The organism is Methanosarcina mangrovi, assembly GCF_052057765.1.
In the GTDB taxonomy this organism is placed as follows: Archaea; Halobacteriota; Methanosarcinia; order Methanosarcinales; family Methanosarcinaceae; genus Methanosarcina.
The window spans coordinates 3,188,606-3,207,607 of sequence record NZ_CP195120.1; the positions used below are offsets into that span (position 1 = coordinate 3,188,606).

At 45.3% G+C, this 19,002-nt stretch carries 14 protein-coding genes; 8 read left to right on the forward strand and 6 right to left on the reverse strand.

The genetic code is table 11. The features are described 5' to 3' along the window. Positions 1 to 49 precede the first annotated feature (49 nt). Genes ACSAZL_RS14205 through ACSAZL_RS14215 form a run of 3 tightly spaced genes read right to left on the reverse strand, consistent with a single transcriptional unit; the run spans position 50 to position 1,892 of the window. Positions 50 to 667, reverse strand: coding sequence for a methyltransferase domain-containing protein (locus ACSAZL_RS14205; protein ID WP_440945288.1), 618 nt, complete (start codon positions 665 to 667; stop codon positions 50 to 52). A 9-nt stretch (positions 668 to 676) separates the two neighbouring features. Continuing rightward, a complete protein-coding gene (locus ACSAZL_RS14210) occupies positions 677 to 1,294 on the reverse strand; it encodes a class I SAM-dependent methyltransferase (protein WP_440945289.1) in 618 nt (205 codons plus the stop codon). Between the two features lie 16 nt (positions 1,295 to 1,310). Continuing rightward, the gene (locus ACSAZL_RS14215) at positions 1,311 to 1,892 is read right to left on the reverse strand and encodes a PGF-CTERM sorting domain-containing protein (RefSeq protein ID WP_440945290.1); all 582 of its coding nucleotides are present in this window, start codon (positions 1,890 to 1,892) and stop codon (positions 1,311 to 1,313) included. A 488-nt stretch (positions 1,893 to 2,380) separates the two neighbouring features. Between ACSAZL_RS14215 and argH the strand changes: the two genes are divergently transcribed. From argH to ACSAZL_RS14240, 5 genes are all read left to right on the forward strand, one after another. Beyond that, positions 2,381 to 3,856 (forward strand): argininosuccinate lyase, encoded by a 1,476-nt coding sequence (argH, locus tag ACSAZL_RS14220; RefSeq protein ID WP_440945291.1) that lies wholly within the window; start codon positions 2,381 to 2,383, stop codon positions 3,854 to 3,856. After that, positions 3,837 to 3,974: a hypothetical protein gene (locus tag ACSAZL_RS14225; protein WP_440945292.1), complete on the forward strand. Its 138-nt coding sequence runs from the start codon at positions 3,837 to 3,839 to the stop codon at positions 3,972 to 3,974. The genes argH and ACSAZL_RS14225 overlap by 20 nt, the downstream gene beginning before the upstream one ends. Before the next feature lie 206 nt (positions 3,975 to 4,180). After that, on the forward strand, positions 4,181 to 5,455 hold the full coding sequence (gene gatD, locus ACSAZL_RS14230; RefSeq protein ID WP_440945293.1) for a Glu-tRNA(Gln) amidotransferase subunit GatD: 1,275 nt from the start codon (positions 4,181 to 4,183) through the stop codon (positions 5,453 to 5,455). A 704-nt stretch (positions 5,456 to 6,159) separates the two neighbouring features. Continuing rightward, the gene (locus ACSAZL_RS14235; RefSeq protein WP_440945294.1) at positions 6,160 to 6,324 is read left to right on the forward strand and encodes a symporter small accessory protein; all 165 of its coding nucleotides are present in this window, start codon (positions 6,160 to 6,162) and stop codon (positions 6,322 to 6,324) included. Between the two features lie 105 nt (positions 6,325 to 6,429). Beyond that, the gene (locus ACSAZL_RS14240; protein WP_440945295.1) at positions 6,430 to 8,088 is read left to right on the forward strand and encodes a sodium:solute symporter family protein; all 1,659 of its coding nucleotides are present in this window, start codon (positions 6,430 to 6,432) and stop codon (positions 8,086 to 8,088) included. A gap of 734 nt (positions 8,089 to 8,822) precedes the next feature. Here ACSAZL_RS14240 and larA (ACSAZL_RS14245) read toward each other — a convergent pair. Both larA (ACSAZL_RS14245) and larA (ACSAZL_RS14250) read right to left on the reverse strand, forming a co-directional pair. After that, positions 8,823 to 10,082, reverse strand: coding sequence for a nickel-dependent lactate racemase (gene larA, locus ACSAZL_RS14245; protein ID WP_440948859.1), 1,260 nt, complete (start codon positions 10,080 to 10,082; stop codon positions 8,823 to 8,825). Positions 10,083 to 10,203: 121 nt separating this feature from the next. Next, entirely contained in the window at positions 10,204 to 11,466 is a 1,263-nt protein-coding gene (gene larA / locus ACSAZL_RS14250) for a nickel-dependent lactate racemase (RefSeq protein WP_440948860.1), read from the reverse strand. A 686-nt stretch (positions 11,467 to 12,152) separates the two neighbouring features. Here larA (ACSAZL_RS14250) and ACSAZL_RS14255 point away from each other — a divergent pair. Together ACSAZL_RS14255 and cooS are read left to right on the forward strand one after the other, a co-directional pair. Continuing rightward, positions 12,153 to 13,919: a hypothetical protein gene (locus ACSAZL_RS14255; protein ID WP_440945296.1), complete on the forward strand. Its 1,767-nt coding sequence runs from the start codon at positions 12,153 to 12,155 to the stop codon at positions 13,917 to 13,919. 572 nt (positions 13,920 to 14,491) lie between these two features. Further along, positions 14,492 to 16,393 (forward strand): anaerobic carbon-monoxide dehydrogenase catalytic subunit, encoded by a 1,902-nt coding sequence (gene cooS / locus ACSAZL_RS14260; RefSeq protein WP_440945297.1) that lies wholly within the window; start codon positions 14,492 to 14,494, stop codon positions 16,391 to 16,393. A gap of 135 nt (positions 16,394 to 16,528) precedes the next feature. On the opposite strand, the gene ACSAZL_RS14265 is transcribed toward cooS, so the two are convergent. Further along, positions 16,529 to 17,221 (reverse strand): metal-dependent hydrolase, encoded by a 693-nt coding sequence (locus ACSAZL_RS14265; RefSeq protein WP_440945298.1) that lies wholly within the window; start codon positions 17,219 to 17,221, stop codon positions 16,529 to 16,531. Between the two features lie 191 nt (positions 17,222 to 17,412). Here ACSAZL_RS14265 and ACSAZL_RS14270 point away from each other — a divergent pair, with 191 nt between their 5' ends. Continuing rightward, the gene (locus tag ACSAZL_RS14270) at positions 17,413 to 18,579 is read left to right on the forward strand and encodes a DUF2117 family protein (protein WP_440945299.1); all 1,167 of its coding nucleotides are present in this window, start codon (positions 17,413 to 17,415) and stop codon (positions 18,577 to 18,579) included. The last annotated feature ends 423 nt before the right edge of the window (positions 18,580 to 19,002 follow it).

Below are 19,002 nucleotides of genomic sequence, written 5' to 3' on the forward strand. Positions count from 1 at the left end.
AATGGAATAAATTATACAACTCGATAGCCAATAAGAGAATAAAAAAAATTTACGGCTTCGCTCTTATCCTCCTGAAAACGTCGTCAAATGCCAGTTTTTTTGCTTCCAGAACGGTGAAGCCGGCATCCTCTATATTCTTCAGGGTATGCCGGGTCGTATGGTCCCCGAGCAGGAAAAACAGAAAAGGATCAATCAGGTGCTCAAAAAGATCAATAATCGGGTTACTGCTGTGCAAGTGTTCGAGGGCTATCAGCTCGCCTGAGGACCTCAGGACACGCCTCATTTCTTTGAGAGCTTTTACAGGATCAGGGATTGTACAGAGGACAAAAGTCGTAATCACATAATCAAAGCTGTTGTCCGGAAATTCAAGGTACTCTGCGTCCATAATGAGAAGGTTGACGTTTTTCATTTCCCTGGCTTTTTTTCGGGCTTCTTCGAGCATCCCTTCACTGTTGTCAATTCCTGTAATCTGAGCTTTCGAAGAGTAATATTTCAGATTCCTTCCACTCCCCACTCCGACTTCCAGAACTTTTCCACTCAGACCTGAAAGTGCCTCTTTTCTCCACCTCCGGAAAAAGGGAAGTTCCAGAGGCAAATCTATCAGCTCATAGATTGGGGAGATCCGATTGTACTTTGAGGCCGCGGACATCTTTGGGATTGCAGACATTTTAATCAATTACTCTGGCTCAAAAACATTATGGCTTGCCCGAATTTTTTTGAAAACATCCTTAAAAGCCAGATTCTTTTCTTCCTTGATAGCAAATCCAGCCCTTCTTATGTTCCCCACAGTATCCCTGATCACTTCATCTCCGATAATGGAAAACATAATCGGATTGATTAAAGTTTCAAATATGGAAATAAGATTGTTACTGCTACGCATGTGTTCAATGGCAATCAACTCCCCTGAGGACTTCAGGACGCGCCTCATTTCCTTTAGAGCCTTCACGGGTTCAGGAACTGAACAGAGGACAAAAGTTGTGACAACATAGTCGAAGGTATTGTCCGGAAATCCCATGTTTTCGGCATCCATATGGAGAAGAGTAATATTCTGCCTGCCTCTGGATTTCTCACGGGCTTTTTCGAGCATCCCTTCACTAATATCGATTCCTGTTACCTGAGCGCCCTCCGGGTAGTATTTCAGATTCCTTCCTGTCCATACCCCTACTTCAAGAACATTGCCTTTGAGACTTGAAAGAGCTTCCTCTCTCCACTTTCCGTACAGGAAAATCTCTATCGGTGCCTCCATGAGATCGTAGACCGCAGAAATTAGGTTATACTTTGAGACCACGGACATTAAACAAATTTATGCTTTATTTCCGGATATTTCTTCTCCTCAGGCACACGACTGCTAATAATCCGACAAGCACAGGAATAGCTCCAAATCCCGGAGTCTGCTCTTTCTCTGTTGTGTTGCCTGATTCTTCGGTAGCTTGCTGTTCCGGAGTTGCATTGCTTACCGGCACTTCGGTGGCTGATTGTTCTTCGGTTGTATTGTTTACCGGTACTTCGGTGGCTGTCTGTTCCGTTGCACTTGCTGAGGACTCAGTTGCGTTAACGGTTGTTTCAGACAGAGTTTCGGATGTGTTTTGCGGATAATCATCCGGATTTCCCGGAAAAGTTAAGGCATTTATTTCAACCAGATTTGTAAACCCGTCCCCATCCGAATCAAGATTTTCGATTGCTTTGAAATTTCTTCCACTTCCCGCGTATGCTCTACCATAAGGATTTCTGGCTTCTCCGGTATGACAGGTCGAACACGAATCAAGCCTTGTGTCTCCAGTGTCATAGTGCTGATTGAAAGATGCCAGATAGCTGGATTTAGCTGAAGCCATAGGGGCTCCCATCAGAGCTACCGCTGCAAGCAACAAAATAATAATCAGTTTATTGTTCATATCCTCACCACTCTTTCCCGGTTATTGTCTCGATTCTTTTCTAGACTCTTTTTCCGACCCTTTTCCCGGTTATTTCCCTACTTTTACTCTTTCCAAAGGGTTGTTCACCAGATATTTATAATACTCTCGATAGGTGCCAGGTGGAAAATCCACTTCAAGTTTTTCTTCGCATCCAAGGTTGCCAAGAGACATAGTTTATGAAAAATTGGAATTAACTGGGTACTGATTCTGATTTTTTACTAAAAATAGCAAACGTCTGCGGTATTCGATTACCCTGGAGGAAAACTCCCTGAAACCGATTCATATTTAAGTGTTCGGAATAATACCACGCTGCGGATTATTCATATCTCGCATACCTGGAAAATTAAGATAAAATAGACTGATAGATGTCCAGGGCAAGCTCATAGTATCATTTATCTCACAGAATCCTTTATTACATAAAGACTCTCACAATATAACTTACTTCATAATTACACCGAGGAAAACCGATGAGCAATATTTTACGCAGAGGAAGGCTGGAAGCAGCCCCGGACGAGGAAATTTTACGTTACACCTCTTCAATGGAGGCTGACAGGTGGATTTTTAGTGCTGACATAGCAGTGGACCTTGCTCACACAGTAATGTTGAAAGAACAGGGCATTATAAGTGCGGAGGATTGCAGCAAAATCCTCAGCGGGCTTTTGAAAATCCGGGAAGAAGGAATGGAAAAGCTCGACTTCAGCTACGAAGACATCCATATCTCCCTTGAATCCAGGCTCATCGACATGGTTGGAGAAGATGTCGGAGGCCGGATGCATTCCGGACGTTCGAGAAACGATGAGGTTGCAACCTGCATCAGGCTGGCCCTGAGAGAAGAGCTTACCGGCCTGCTCGAAGAGCTCTTTGCCCTCCGAAAAACCCTTGTCGTGCTTGCAGAAAAACACACCGAAACCCTCATGCCCGGTTTTACTCACCTTCAGCACGCCCAGCCGACCACCCTTGCCCACCACCTCTGTGCCCACGAAGCGGCACTCGGCAGAGACTTTGACCGGGTGCAGGACGCCTTTTCCAGGGTAAACCTCTGCCCGCTTGGGGCTGCTGCATTTGCTTCTACCGGTTTTAACCTGAACAGGAAACGGACTCAGGAACTTCTGGGCTTCGAAGGCCTGCTGGAAAATTCGATGGATGCTGTCAGCAGCAGGGATTTCCTCATCGAGTGCGCCTCGGTTTTCTCAAACCTCATGATAAACCTGAGCCGGATGGCTGAAGAACTTGTAGTCTGGTCTTCATCCGAGTTCAACTTCATCGAGCTGGACGACACATATGCCTCCACTTCCTCGATTATGCCCCAGAAGAAAAACCCGGATACTGCCGAACTAATGCGCGGAAAAACCGGAGTGGCAGTGGGAGCCCTCATGTCCATCCTTACGATTTGTAAAGGCCTGCCCCTGAGCTATAACCGCGACCTCCAGGAAGCAACACCCAACATCTGGCGTTCGGTGGAAACCGTAAGGGCATCGGTAAGGATAATGGAAGGAATGATAAGGACCATGAAGATCCATTCGGACGTGCTTTCAGCCCGGTCCGTAACAGGTTTTACAACAGCTACCGAGCTTGCGGATACCTTTGTCCGGGAGACGGGAATCCCCTTCAGAACGGCTCACCAGATTGTCGGGATGCTTGCAAGGGAAGGAGAAAAACCCACAATAGAAAAAATTGACTCCGCGGCCGAAGTCGTGCTCGGAGAATCGCTTTCAAGCAAGGGCCTGACGGAAAAGATGGTAAAGGAAGCCCTTAACCCGGTCTCCAACATAAAGAGGAGAAAGATTGAGGGAGGACCTGCTCCGGAAGAAATGCAGCATTACCTTGGAAGGCGGCAGACCGAACTTGAACTGAACGAGCAGGAGATTGCAACCATCAAAGATTCTATCGACTCCGCTTTTGAAGCCCTGCTTGAAGTTGTCGATGAATACGGGAAAGCCTGAGAATAAAGGAAAATTCGGATACGGAAAATCCGGGATACGAAATATCTGGGAAATAAAGGAAAATTCGGATACGGAATATCTGGGAAATAAAGGGCAGAAGGAATTGAAGAAAGTATGAATCAGAGATACGGGAAAATCCGAATCATATCGAGCTAAAAGTAAAAAGCACACTCATGCAAGTTCAATAATACATTTAATTTGAGAACACATTTAACTTTGAAAACCCATTTAGTTTCAATAACACATTTAACTTTAATATTATTTAGACCTCTTAGTGTCACACAATATACATCATCTCAAAAACCAACAGAAAAGGGATTATTCATGGAATTCAAACAGGGCGATTGGGTACGCATTGAAAAGAACGGTACTGTCTATGAAGGCAGAGTAATGCCTTCCATGGAAGGATATATCACAATAAAAATGAAAAGCGGGTATAACGCCGGTTTTTCCATTGATAAAGTCAGGATAACCCTTCTGGAAAATAACGGAGAAAATGCAAACGGAGGCAGAAACGGCGGAAAAGGCTGTAAAACGGGCGGAGAAAAACTTCCCGGAGCCGGGAAAAAGCTCCCGAAAATCGCGATCCTTTCTACGGGCGGGACAATTGCCAGCAAGATCGACTACCGTACAGGTGCAGTCACATCCCAGTTTACTGCTGACGATATTCTCGCCGCAATCCCGGAACTTAAGGAAATTGCGGACTTCAAAGGCAGAGTAATCTCAAGCATCCTCTCCGAAAATATGGACTCCGACTCCTGGCAAAACCTCGCAAAAGCCGTCGTCGAAGAAATCGAAGCCGGAGCTGATGGAGTAATCGTCACTCACGGGACAGACACAATGATGTACTCGGCAGCAGCCCTCTCCTTTATGATCGAAACGCCCGTACCTATCGTTCTCGTGGGTTCCCAGCGGAGCGCAGACCGCCCGAGCAGTGACAACGCCATGAACGCAATCTGTGCAGCCCGGGTTGCCATAAGCGAGATTGCCGAAGTCGTGGTGGTTATGCACGGCACAACCTCTGACGATTTCTGCGAAATCCACCGCGGAACGAAAGTCCGGAAGCTGCATACCTCCCGCAGGGACGCTTTCAAGTCCGTAAACTCCCTACCTGTAGGGACCGTAGACTACAGCACAGGGGAAATAAAGACTTTTATTGATTACACCCGGCGCGGAGAAAAAGCCCTGAAATTCAAGCCCGGAATGGAACCGAAATGTGCCCTTGTGAAATTCACTCCGGGAGCGGATCCGGCAGTCCTTGACTATTATATAAGTAATGGCTACAGAGGGCTTGTTGTTGAAGGGACAGGCCTGGGGCATATTTCCACAAAATGGATCCCCCTGCTCCGGAAAGCCACGGACGCAAAAATGCCTGTAATAGTTACATCCCAGTGCCTTAACGGCAGGATCTGCGACCGCGTCTATGATACCGGCAGAGACATGCTGAAAGCCGGAGCAATCGAAGGAGAAGATACCCTTCCCGAAACCGCCCTTGTGAAACTTATGTGGGTACTTGGCCAGACCGATGATTTTGAAAAAGCTGCCGACATGCTCAGGGAAGACCTCAGCGGAGAAATTACTGAGTGTACGCTGAAATAAAAAAATCCCGGAAAAGATCGGGCTTTCGAAGAAAAGAAAAAGCCCATAAAAAACCCACCCGTTGAAAATGAACTGAGGAGACTGTGAGAGTAGATAATGTTCCTGTAAACAAAACAGGACTGGATGCTATCTGAAAATAAGATCGAAAATAAGATCGAAAATAAGATCGAAAATAAGATCGAAAATAAGATCGAAAATAAGATCGAAAATAAGATCGAAAATAAGATCGAAAATAGACCTATCCAAAAATACTACCTGAAAAACACTCTCTACATATCTCTCCAAACTATATTATTTCTTTTTTTAAGGAGCTTCAAGATGAGCTTTCTGGGGGCTTTTATAGCTTTTTGATTGAAAAAGGATTTTCCAGGTCAAAGGAGGTATTTCTTTACCGGGCAGAGTATTTTTTTGTCAGTCAAATTCTCTCGGGATTCAGGTAAACCGACAAGTGCCGACAAGTAATAATTATCTGGCTGGCAGGCCGACTATAGCCTCACAGGATGCAGGAAAAAAGATAGGGAACAATCCCGGCTGCAGGAGGAGAAAGAAATCAGGAACTCCCTGAACAAAGAGCACATATTCTAAAGTTAACTTTAATGTGAATTTTACCCCGCTCAACATATTTAAATAACAAAAAGCTATAATGTACTGTGTTAACAAGTGTCATGTTAGCTGATAGCAGGTAATTATCGGTAGGTGTGTAGATGTTGGTACTAGGAATTGAGGATACACAGATCTGGCTTGCATATGTATTTTGCGTACTAAGCGCACTCGGATGCATGGTTTACGGGGCATTGAACTGGAGAGGCGGGGAAGAAGAACAGGTAGTCAAAAGCGGGACTCAGAGGACAGCGGTTCAGGACCAGTAAAAACCGGCCTTGATCGTGCTTTATATCTCGCTTCAACCGACTTTTTTGATAGTGTCTGTAAAGACGGCAATTAACAGCAGTTAATACTATCCTGGAATGATTTTTATGGCAGTCAGTACTTCAACTCTTATCCTGTTTGTTATCATTTACCTTACGGCCACTTTCTACGTTGCCTACCTGGGATACAGGAAGAATTCTAAGACAGAAGGGTATATGCTCGCCGGTCGAGGGGTGCATCCTGCAGTTATGGCCCTTTCATACGGAGCTGCGTTTATCAGTACCTCTGCAATAATAGGGTTCGGAGGAGTAGCCGCTTCATTAGGAATGGGGCTTCTGTGGCTTGTATTTATGAATATCTTTTTCGGGATATTCATTGCTTTCGTTGTATTTGGTCCCCCTACACGACGCATGGGACTGAATCTTGGAGCCATAACTTATCCTGAATTTATAGGAAAACGCTTCCAGTCAAAGTTCATTCAGGCTTTTTCCGGGCTTCTGATCGGCATTTTTATGCCTCTTTACGCTGCAAGCGTTATCATAGGAGCCGGAAGATTCCTTGAGACAACTCTCGGGATCAATTACAATATTGCCCTTATAATCTTCACTATCATAATTGCTTCTTATGTCATTAAGGGAGGCCTTCTTTCAGTAATGTATGTGGATGCCATGCAGGCTGTCCTGATGCTGCTGGGAATGGGTTTTCTGCTTGTCTTTACTTACGTTAAGCTTGGAGGAGTTGTTGAAGCCCACCAGGCCCTTACCAGTATGGCAAACCTTGTGCCCCAGGCCCTTGTAGACCAGGGACATCAAGGCTGGACTTCAATGCCCGCATCCGGATCTCCTTTATGGTGGACAATGATTTCCACAATCATATTGGGAGTCGGAATAGGTGTGCTTGCACAGCCTCAGCTCGCAGTCAGGTTCATGACCGTAAAAGACGACCGTTCCCTGAAAAGAGCAGTCGCCGTTGGAGGCCCCTTTATCCTGATGATGGCAGGAGTCGCTTATGTTGTAGGAGCTCTTTCCAACGTATATTTCTACAGGACTACAGGCATGATTTCCCTTCAGGTCGTGCCGGATGGAAACACCGACCTTATAATGCCTACCTTCCTGAACCATGCAATGCCTGAAATGTTTGTAGCGCTCTTCATGCTCAGCCTGCTCGCAGCGGCAATGTCCACTGCAGCTGCCCAGTTCCATACAATGGGTACAGCCATAGGGTACGACGTCTACCAGCAGAGCCTTATGAAAGGCAAGTCCACAGCGACCGTCCATGTCACAAGATTGGGAATTGCCTTCACCATCCTGGTTGCAGTCGTTCTGGCATATATCCTTCCCGGAAGTATTATTGCCAGAGCTACTGCCATGTTCATGGGCCTATGTACGGCTGCTTTCCTGCCCCTGTTTATCGGAGCACTCTTCTGGAAGCGCACGACAAAAGCCGGAGCAACTGCAAGCCTTGTAATAGGATCTTTAAGTAGCCTCTTCTGGCTGACTTTCGTCCATGCAAAAGAAGCAGTGCCTCTCGGGATCTGTCAGGCAATTTTCGGAAAGGCAACTTTACTTTCAGGTACCTGGACCGTTGTAGACCCGATCCTGATCGCAACTCCTCTCTCTATCCTTACCCTGGTCGCGGTAAGCCTTATGACACCTCAATTTTCACCCGAATTCCTGAATAAAGCTTTCAGGTTAAGGTTTGAAGACGAAGAAGAGGATGTTCCAGAACCTGCATCACACAAGACAATCGATTCCACAGGCGTTTAAGTCTGTTTTCAATAAAAATATCAGGCGCATATTTTTATGCGCCACTTCTTTTTCTATTTCTTCTCGCTTTGGTTCTCCCTGATCAACTGGTCGATCTGTTCCGGAATCCCGGAGAATATTTTTCAGCTATCTCTTCTCGCCGCACGAGACTGGAACCGGCCTGCCAGTCAGATGAAAAGTAATTTACAAGCCAGTACTGCAATTCCGAGAGACAATAAAATTAAAGAAATGTCCCCGGACTGAGAGAATACTTTCCTTAAGCCCAGAAATAAGTTTTTAATTCACAGGTAAATATAGGCGCCTCCGCCAGCTTGTCTGGCGGCCCTTCCCAAAAAAAAGAAAGAATAAATGAAAGAGAAATAAAGAGCGAAATTTCGTCCTCTTATGTCTCTTTGTTCTCGTTTTTATTCACAAACATCATCAGTCGGTTTTGCTCCCGGGTTTTTCTTCTTCTTTCTTTTTTCTTCTTTTTTTCATGGAAAAGAACGCTCTCCTGCGTCTCTTTATTTTACCATTATTTTTAAGTTAGTCCTCTTGAGCGTAGCGAAAAGGACAGCGCACTGCAGAGCCGCAATTCTGCCGAGACGCAATTCGGGCGAATAGAAAATCGGTGGCTTTCGGGCTATGAAGAATAGTAATCGATTTAGAAAAAAGAATGAAGATTAAGAAAATGAAACAAATAAAAAAGATCCTGTTTTGATAGATCTTTTTAACGGCAGGATCTCTTTAGGCCATCAATTTTCTTTTCTGACGGGCAGGGTCTGCCCACCGTGAGGCATCAGGTGTATTTTTGCATCAGGGTTTTCTGAAAGGACTGCAGACAGGGCTTCCTCCACACTTGCCATCGGAGTGAAGAATGCGGTTCTTGCTTTATCTTCCGGGAGCTTCGAGACAAGGTAAAGCTTGAACTTCTTTGCAGCTATTGCAACAATTGCACTTTTATGCCCTCCGAACTCAAAGCAGTGTTTGAAGCGCTCGATCGCATCTTCCGGAGATTTGCATTCCCTGTTCCAGCACTCATAGACCTGGTTGCCTATCCCCTCGGAACATTCTGCTACAAGGATGATCGAGCCGCCCTCTTTTACAGCCTGGGTTGCATTGTCCAGGGCTTTGTTTGCCTGGTAAAGGTTGATGTCCTTGGGATAGCCTCCGCAGGAAACTATCACGGCGTCTGCAGGTTCAACGGGCACCTTATACATGGCGTCCACAATCTCGACCCCTTTCCTGTGGGCTTCGATAAAATCACCTGCAACGGCAGCAACTATCCCTTTTTTGCTGTCAAGCACAACATTAAGAATAAATTTAAGGCCGAAGATCTTTGCGGCTTCTTCCATATCCTGCCTGACAGGGCTGTCTACCCTTCCGGAAACCGCATTTTCTTCGATCATCATTTTGTGGTTGGTGAGTACAGCCTCCTCGGAACTTACACCGGGAAGGACGGACTTTGCCCCTCCGCTGTACCCTGCATAGTAATGGAACTCGATTCCTCCGGTTCCGAGAACAAAATCGGAATCAAGCACTTCTTCAAAGATATCAATAGGCGTACCCCTACTGGTTACCCCGATATGCCTGCACCTGGAAGTGTCGTGCTGGATGCACCGGATTTTTTTGTAGATATCCTCCCCGACGAGTTTCTTTGACTCCTCCTCAGTCTGCTGGCGGTGAAGCCCGAGAGCGAAGATAATCGTGATGTTCTCATCTTTCGCCCCCCCCAGATACAGTTCTTCAAGGAGAGGAGGAAGAATTTTTGCAGTAGGGGTGGGCCTCGTAACATCACTTACAATAATTGCAATTCTGGATTCCGGGTTTACAATCTCGGAAAGTCTCTTGCTTTTTATAGGGTTTTCAAGAGCTTTCCGGATTAAAAGAGCCCCATCCTCTTTTTTTTCAGGTTCCGAAGGCAGGATAAGGCTGGAGACATTTTTCTCCGGGATATTCAGCTCAAAAACCCCGCTTCCGAAAGCAAGTGGGATCTTTTTTATATTTGTCATCATGTTCATGCCGGTGAGTTCGTATTGATAATATAAAACCGTATAGGTAAACAATAGATAAATAGGTGTTCGAAATTCTCTTTTGCTATTTTCATTTATTTTACTGATTTACTGATCTTATCGCTTATTTCCGGACAGGCAGGGTCCATCCTCCATCAGGCATCACGTGAATTTTCGCATCGGGATTTTCGGCAAGAATAGCTTTAAGGGCTTCCTGTACGCTTTTTGCAGGAATGAAGAACGCTCTTCTGCTTTCTTCCTCGGAAAGTTTTGAAACGATATAGAGCCTGAACTGCTTTGCAGCCTTCGCAACTATTGCACTCTTATGCCCTCCAAACTCGAAGAATTGCTTGAAGCGTTCTATAGCATCATCAGGGCTCCTGCACTCTCTGTTCCAGCACTCATAGACCTGGTTTCCGATTCCTTCCGCACATTCGGCCACGAGTACGATTGAACCTCCTGCTTTTACAGCAGGGATGGCATTTTCCAGAGCCTTTGTTGCCTGGTAGAGGTTGATATCTTTAGGGAAGCCACCGCAGGAAACGATGACTGCATCTGCAGGCTCAACCTTTATTTTGTATATGGAATCTACATATTTTGCCCCTTCCCTGTGAGCCCGGATGAAATTTCCGGTAACGGCAGCAACGATTTCTTTCCTGCTATTGATCACTACGTTCAGGATAAAGTAAAGGCCTGCAATTCCTGCGGCTTCTTCGATATCCTTCCTCGCAGGGCTGTCGGCCCTGCCCGAAAGGGGTTCGCCTTCGAAGAGTTTGCTATAATGGCTGTGGAATGAAAGTACGGCTTTTTCCGAACTGACTCCCGGAAGGATAGACTTTCCTCCCCCACCATAACCCGCGTAATAATGAAATTCCACCGTTCCGGTGCTGATAATCATGTCTGCGTCCAGAACCTCCTCAAAGACTTCAACCGGAGTCCCGAAACTTGTCTCCCCGATATGCCTGCACCTGGAAGTGTCGTGCTGGATGCACCGGATTTTTTTGTAGATATCCTCCCCGACGAGTTTCTTTGACTCCTCCTCAGTCTGCTGGCGGTGAAGCCCGAGAGCGAAGATAATCGTGATGTTCTCATCTTTCGCCCCCCCCAGATACAGTTCTTCAAGGAGAGGAGGAAGAATTTTTGCAGTAGGGGTGGGCCTCGTAACATCACTTACAATAATTGCAATTCTGGATTCCGGGTTTACAATCTCGGAAAGTCTCTTGCTTTTTATAGGGTTTTCAAGAGCTTTCCGGATTAAAAGAGCCCCATCCTCTTTTTTTTCAGGTTCCGAAGGCAGGATAAAGCTGGAGACATTTTTCTCCGGGATATTCAGCTCAAAAACCCCGCTTCCGAAAGCAAGTGGGATCTTTTTTATATTTGTCATCATGTTCATGCCGGTGAGTTCGTATTGATAATATAAAACCGTATAGGTAAACAATAGTAAAACTATGTTTTAATTACAATTGAAATCTGCGCCTTAGATTCCGGTTTCAGACAGTTATTGGAAAGTCAGGAAATATCCAGGAAATGCTATCCCTGACTTTCAGTGGCTGTTCCAATAGCCCCGATGTTCGACCGGACTGTTTAGTCCGGATCTTGTGGAGCCAGATATTACTCAAAAAGGATGCAACTTATAAAATTCCGCAACGGAAGGGACATTCACAGATAATAAAGTAATGTTAGATATAAAGGGCAGAAATATTCCAAAGGTTAAAACTTAACTCATTTAATACTTTTTTGAGTATTTTGCAGTATATAAATAATCGCTATAAATCCAAGTAATAAAATCAAACCTTTTCCAGAATATGATACGAAAACAAAACATTAATTTACAGGTGGTAGTAGATAAGTTGGAATTTCTCCCGGAATATGGAAGTTTAGGAGAATGGAAGAATTTATATTCGTCAACAGGACCTGGAAATTCCGAATAAGTCTTTAAAAAAAGATATGCAAAGAGCTTGTGGAAGAACTTTCAAAAGCCTGCGAATCAAAAGCTATAAAAGTTACAGCTGAGTGTAGGGATAAATATAAATTAATTTTGGTGATTTAGTGAAAAATTTCAGTAGTCTAAAAATGGTTATATTCATACTGCTTATATCAAGTTACCTGTGGATAGGAGGTGCATACGCAGCCCCTGCTACAGCGAGCTCAAAAACGACTGAGAATATTTATCAGGGCAGTATGGTCCTGTTTTCACAGAACTACTCTGAAACAAATAATCTTCCAGCTAATATTTTCATCGCAAGGGTTCAGAAAGAAAAGCCTTACGATAAAATATACTCCACCATATATGCAACCCAGGAATCGGAAATTTGTTTCAATAACACTTCAAAAGGGCTGGAGTATACGAATATAAGAGACTCTCCTCTAATTCCATGCAGTTTGCTTCCAGGTATGGACCTTATCTCTTGTTTTGGAATCAATGAATACCTGGGACATTATAGAAATAACCTGGATATTTTTACTTTTTGTCAATGTACCTCTGTCCCGATAATTCACTATCTTGAGGAACCAAGACAGGCAGGGGCTCTGTATATATGCAATCTCACACCAATGGTGAAATGTGCCTATGAAATCTCAATAGACGTATATGCAGATGACCCGAAGAGCTTTGTTGAACTGAATAGCCCGGGTTCAAGACTGTTAATTCAGGAAAATGAGGGCCAGACTTTACTTAAAAGTTATTATAGAGACTCTTCCGGAGAACTCAAATACCAAAAAATTATTCTTGGCGATGCGTCAGAAAAAACAAATTTCAAAATAATCTTTGACGGCATCAATAAAACAAACACAATTTACGCCCGGGACGGCAGTTCCATAGTTACCCCATTCTATAATCTTGACAGGCAACAGCTTCCCTATATAGATTTTTCAAGTGGGTATATCAAGTTCACCACTTTTATCCTTGGAGAAGGAACCTACTTTGACGTTGATGTTTACAGCATAAACCAGACTGCAGAGAGAAAACTCATAACTGCAATAGGGGACAGCAAGATAATCCCGTTCGGGCTTGACGGACCTTTGCCGATGAACACAACCGGAGAAGGGATCGCGTACCTGAACAGCAAAGGGTATAGAGGCACGATGTGGTTTGACAAAGGAATGTTTGAGAAGTCAAATGATACATACGTAGCTTACCTGAAAGACCTGGTTGCTAACGATTCCTGGGAGGTTGGCATACACTATACAAAGGAGTTAAACAGCCTTCCACTTGAAGAAGCATACGGAGTAATGGACGAAGAATACTCATATGTGGATAAAAAAATAGGTCAGCCGCCCACAAGCTGGTGCTGCCTGAGAAATCGGGATAACCTTACGCATGCGATCTATGCATATGAAAACCTGGGAATGACCTGGAGAAACGGAGACGCAGCAATTCATGCAGAAAGGGACGTAGGAAACCTGTACGATGATACATGGGAATGGTGGGAGCCAGCATCAAAAGCAGGTATGTCCTATCCGGTGTTCTCCCATCAACTCGATGTGGAACCCGCAATTAAATACTCAATCAGCCGCTCAAAGTTCCGGGAATGGGTTGACAACTATTACGCAAACAACATGACCATAGTGTCTTTTTATGAATACAACCAGATAAGCCGCAATACATACGATGCAAGCTTTGAAAACCTGCAGTACGATGAGAACCTGCTTTCATTCGATGCACGGACAAATGGTTTCAAAGCCTTTGTAAACGTAAACATAACCGCAGGGAACGACACACAGGTCTACGACACTACCCTAGAAAAGTACCTTGATTATGAAACCGAACAGGACCGGTCAATTAATTTCTGGGTTGAAGACGACCACAATTATAAGGTGCATATAAACAGCGTTGAGTAATGTATAAAACTCCAGCCACTTAAGGCACAAAAACGAAGGCAGGTATAAAACGAAGACGGGTATAAAACGAAGGCAGGTATAACTTCATTGTATCTGTCTGTGCCTTCCATGTTAGCTTTTCTTTTTACGGTAAGTATTTTAATTACTGTACTTTCCATGTTATTTCTTTTATCATTGTGCCTTCCATGTTAGCTTTTCTTTTTACGGTAAGTATTTTAATTACTGTACTTTCCATGTTATTTCTTTTATCATTGTGCCTTCCATGTTAGCTTTTTTTATCATTGTACCTTTCAGGGTTAGTCTTTTTTCCATTTCTTTCCTTCAAATACAGTAATTCAGCATAACAATCGACACATTCCATATTCCAGCAATCAGCGTAGTTCCCTGACAGCTACCATGTCTTGAATTAATTGTAAATAATTCCTGTGCTGATATTATTGATAACTGCAAACAGGCTTACTGATGGAGATCCGCCTCATAAGAAAATGTTCATACAGTACAGCCTGGAGGGGATCTCCTGACCTGGGGACAAAAAGGAGAAAAGAGTAGCAGTTAACCGGGGAGTAATAAACATGGACAAAGAAAGGATTTCCTATCACGAATCCGTTCAAAAAATGTATGAGCGGATAAAGAAAGATAATATGACAAATGTATGGGACCGTTATGAGGCTCAGGGAATAGGCGGAGTTCCGGACAGGAGATGCACTTTCTGTATGGCAGGAGCACGCTGCGACCTGTGTTCCAACGGCCCCTGCCGTTCGGATGCTGCAAAGAACAAAAGGGGAGTCTGCGGGATCACAGCCGACGGAATGGCAATGAGGATGATGCTTCTCAGGAATGTAATGGGGGCTTCGACCTACCACTACCACACCGACCAGACCATCCGGACTTTGAGGGAAACCGCAAAGGGCAAAACCCCTTACAGCATCAGAGAACCTGAGAAACTGAGGACATTTGCAGGCAGGCTCGGGATAGAAACCCTCGGAAGTGATTCCGAAATTGCCCTTCACCTGTGCGAATTTGTGGAAAAGGACTTTAACAGGCCTGCATACGAACCAAGCAGGATTGTTGAGATCCTTGCCCCTCCCGAAAGAAAGAAAAGGTGGGAAGAGCTGGATATATTCCCAGGCGGGATCTACGGGGAGATGATGCTTTCAACAAGTTCCTGCCTGACAAACGTTGACGGATACTATGCCAGCCTGGCCCTGAAAGCTATGCGCCTTGGGATTGCAATGGCATATCAGAGCCAGATCGTAAACGAATACTGCCAGGATATCCTTTTCGGAATCCCAAAACCTCATAAGATGAGGGTTGACCTCGGGGTGCTTGACCCTGAATATGTAAACGTGCTTCCTAACGGGCACGAACCTTTCCTGGGCTTTGCCATGGTCCAGCTTGCAAGAAAGCCCGAATGGCAGGAAAAAGCAAAAGCAGCCGGAGCAAAAGGCCTGAGGGTCATTGCCAGTATAGAAACCGGGCAGGAGATGATCCAGAGGTGGGAAGAAGATGATGCTTTTTACGGTTTTACCGGCAACTGGATTTCCCAGGAGGCGGTGCTTGCAAGCGGAAGTGTGGACCTTTTTGCCGCAGACATGAACTGTTCGCTTCCTGTAGCCCCTCTCTATGCCGAAAAATACGGGTTCAAACTCATGCCCGTAAGCGAACTCATAGCATTTGAAGGCATCACCGAACGCCTGAACTATAACCCTGTGGAGGCTGAAAGACAGGCAGCAAAACTCCTGAATATGGCAATCGAAAATTTCAAAAACCGAAAAAGCTCGGGAGAGCCTGTATTAAATCTTCCGGTAAAAGAAGCAGTCGTCGGTTTTTCAACCGAGAGCATACTTGATGCCCTGGGAGGTACCCTTGACCCGCTCCTTGATGCTATAAAAAGCGGTGCGATTAAGGGAGTGGTCGGGATGGTCTCCTGCACCACATTAAGGGACTACGGGCAGGATGTGCACAGTGTTGCCGTAGTAAAAGAATTGATCAAGAGAAATATCCTTGTCCTGTCCCTGGGCTGTGGAAACGGGGCTATGCAGGTGGCAGGTCTCTGCTCCCCCGAAGCCAGGGAGTTTGCAGGCGACAGCCTGAAAGCAGTTTGTGAAGCCCTTGGAGTCCCTCCTGTGCTCAGCTACGGGACCTGTACCGACACAGGCAGGCTTGCCGACCTTCTCGGAGCCATCTCCGCAGTCCTGGGAGCCCCTGTCCCTGAGCTCCCGGTTGCTGCCGCAGCTCCCGAATACATGGAACAAAAAGCTACGATCGACGCCATCTTTGCCCTGGCCCTCGGGCTCTACACCTATGTAAACCCTGTCCCGACCGTCACCGGAGCACCCGACCTGGTCAAACTGCTGACCGAGGACTGCCGGGAAGTTACGGGCGGAGTCCTGAATGTAGAAAAGGATGCAATAAAAGCAGCTGACGGGATAGAACAGCATATAATGGAGAAGAGAAAAAAGCTGGGAATTTGAGAGCAATTTGAGAACAGGATTTGAGAACAGGATATTAAGAATTGGAGTCCTGAAAAAAAGAGGTCTAAAAAATTCAGCTTTATTTGACCTCTTTTACTTTCTATTTTTAAGCTAAACGAACCGGAACCTTAAAAATCAAAGCTCTATAGATTCTCCCGGTTCCAGAATAATTACTTTCGTGTCAACTTTTGCTTCCACGGCTTTTTTGAACACTTCAGGGTCCTGCCTGATGACATCAAAGGTGTTATAGTGCATCGGCACAACAATCTTAGGTTCGATCAGTTCTACGGCTTTTACAGCTTCCTTTATCCCCATAGTAAACCGGTCTCCTATGGGCAGCAGAGCGATTTCGGGTTCGTAGAGTTCCCCGATAAGCTGCATGTCCCCGAAAACCCCCGTATCGCCGGCATGATAAATGGAATGTCCGCCAATGCCTATCACAAACCCTGCCGGGCTGCCTCCATCGAAACTGAAACATGAAGCGTCAATCGAGGAGGAATGAAGTGCCTGAGTCATGGTCAGGGTGACGCCTTCGACGTCCATGGTCCCGCCTTTGTTCATACCTTCGGCAAAGACTCCTTTTGATTTAATATAATTTGCAACCTCATGGATCGAGATGATCCGGCAGCCTGTCCGGGCTCCGATCTCGATGGTATCTCCCAGGTGGTCACGGTGGCCGTGGGTCACTGCTATGATATCGGGGCCCAGATCCTCAGGGATACAGGGAGCTTTCGGGTTTTCGGAAATAAACGGGTCGATCAGTAATTTCTTTTCGGCTTCGAGCAAAAAAGCAGCATGCCCAAGCCAGGTTATTTTTAAGTCAGCCATCTCTTTGCCTCTTGTCCTTATGTTTTTGTCAGAACGTAACAATGCGTAATGTAATTTTCTATAATAACCGGATAATTATTATACAACACACTGTTCCGACTGATATCAGGAGCACACCGGAAAATGAATACAGGGTAATATTAATATGTGCCCTTAAGTGTAATCAATTGAGAATGCTTGAGTATAATCGGATGAAAATGAAGATCGGCCTGGCAATCCACGGCCCCGAAGTAATTGATTCGAAAGAAGCGGAAACAGTCCTGCAAAAACTTTCCTGCCTTGGCGAAGTAAAAGCAGAGCTTGGCGGAGCCATGGGAAAGACAGCCGTCCTTGATGCAGGGCTTGAACATATTATAGACATAAGCCGGCACCTGAAGCCGAGCGCCTGCATCGAATCTTTTTTTGAAAGCTCAGACCTCGTATGCCTCCTGAACAGAGGAAAAACAGTTGAAACCGGCAAAGTATTCGGAGCAATTGTTGCCTCGCGTCTCAAAGAGCCTGAAAAGAAACCACTTATCCAGATCGAAAGCCCAAACTGCCCCGGCGGAAAATTGATCCCCCTCAATAAAAAAGCCGTATTTCATCTGGAAAAACTCTCAGAAATCTTCGGCCTGCCTGCCGAAACCCCTCTCCCTTTTCAAGACTCGGTTTGCCTGGAAACCTGTCCCCAAACCGGCAAAACCCGGACTATCCGCGAAATCTCGGGAGTTTTTCCCGGAGAAAATATCCTTGTAAACGGAATCGTGATCGGAAAAGCCCTCTCTTCCGGAGTCCGAATCGTTGCTGAAAACGGCCTCATTACCGCAATCGAAGGCGGAGAAATAAAGGGGCACGGGATAGAAAAGCTCCATAATTACGAAAAAATGGACCCTGTTGACCTTGCCGGAGCCTGGGTAAAAAGCGGGGAGATCCGGAGAAGCAGTTCCTTCCCCCCGGGTGCAAGGAAAGAAAATGCCAGCACCCGAAAATCAGGCTCTTTTTCCGGGCCCGGGACAGGAAAAGTCGTGCTTATAGACCATGCCGCCGAAAACTCCTATGAACTGGCTTCCGGAGCCGAACTTGCAGTCACCGTCGGAGACGACACCACAGCCATAGCAGGTGATATCCTCTACAGGCTCGGAATCCCGATCATTGGAATCACAGACGGAGACTGCGATAACGTCACCTGCGAGACAAAAATCTTTCCCGGCTCGGTTGTCCTGAGGCTGATAAGAGGGAGCGATGATATCGTGGGAAAAAGGGTTAAGCAAGAACTCCTGAGGGGTCAAAATTCAGCCGTTTTTGAGAATTTGTTTGCTTTTAGAGAAAATGTGCTGAAACTGGCAGAGTTGTCACTTGAAGATGTTTTTGAATACTAAGAATTTCTGACCCGCCCGAATTGCGATTTGGGAGCCCGCCATCCTTTTCGCTTCGCTCAAGCGGACTAACTTAAAAACAATAGTAAAATAAAGAGACATAAAGAGACGCAGGAGAGCGGTCTTTTCCAAAGAGCAAATAGGCAGAAAAAGACCAAAGATAAAAGACAGAAAGTAAAAATGAAGCAAAAAAACGAGATGAATAGACTCAAGATAGAGACAAATAGAATAAATAGCAACTATTTTCAAGCCTAACTTTCACTTTCATTTCTTTTTTTAAGAGCCAACAGACAGGCTGGAGTGGCGTCCTGTTAATAATTAATAAAAACACAGTATCCAAGTCCAGAAGAAGTATTTCTCAGGCAGGTAGAGGATTTGAGCGTCCACTTTTGATTTTCTAGCTTTTCTTGAACGTGAATAATAGAA

Coding starts and splice junctions, on each gene's coding strand:
- ACSAZL_RS14225 (WP_440945292.1), top strand. CDS start 3,837: ATGAATACGGGAAAGCCTGAGAATAAAGGAAAATTCGGATACGGAAAA.
- gatD (WP_440945293.1), top strand. CDS start 4,181: ATGGAATTCAAACAGGGCGATTGGGTACGCATTGAAAAGAACGGTACT.
- larA (WP_440948859.1), bottom strand. CDS start 10,082: ATGATGACAAATATAAAAAAGATCCCACTTGCTTTCGGAAGCGGGGTT.
- ACSAZL_RS14210 (WP_440945289.1), bottom strand. CDS start 1,294: ATGTCCGTGGTCTCAAAGTATAACCTAATTTCTGCGGTCTACGATCTC.
- argH (WP_440945291.1), top strand. CDS start 2,381: ATGAGCAATATTTTACGCAGAGGAAGGCTGGAAGCAGCCCCGGACGAG.
- larA (WP_440948860.1), bottom strand. CDS start 11,466: ATGATGACAAATATAAAAAAGATCCCACTTGCTTTCGGAAGCGGGGTT.
- cooS (WP_440945297.1), top strand. CDS start 14,492: ATGGACAAAGAAAGGATTTCCTATCACGAATCCGTTCAAAAAATGTAT.
- ACSAZL_RS14215 (WP_440945290.1), bottom strand. CDS start 1,892: ATGAACAATAAACTGATTATTATTTTGTTGCTTGCAGCGGTAGCTCTG.
- ACSAZL_RS14265 (WP_440945298.1), bottom strand. CDS start 17,221: ATGGCTGACTTAAAAATAACCTGGCTTGGGCATGCTGCTTTTTTGCTC.
- ACSAZL_RS14240 (WP_440945295.1), top strand. CDS start 6,430: ATGGCAGTCAGTACTTCAACTCTTATCCTGTTTGTTATCATTTACCTT.
- ACSAZL_RS14255 (WP_440945296.1), top strand. CDS start 12,153: ATGGTTATATTCATACTGCTTATATCAAGTTACCTGTGGATAGGAGGT.
- ACSAZL_RS14235 (WP_440945294.1), top strand. CDS start 6,160: ATGTTGGTACTAGGAATTGAGGATACACAGATCTGGCTTGCATATGTA.
- ACSAZL_RS14270 (WP_440945299.1), top strand. CDS start 17,413: ATGAAAATGAAGATCGGCCTGGCAATCCACGGCCCCGAAGTAATTGAT.
- ACSAZL_RS14205 (WP_440945288.1), bottom strand. CDS start 667: ATGTCTGCAATCCCAAAGATGTCCGCGGCCTCAAAGTACAATCGGATC.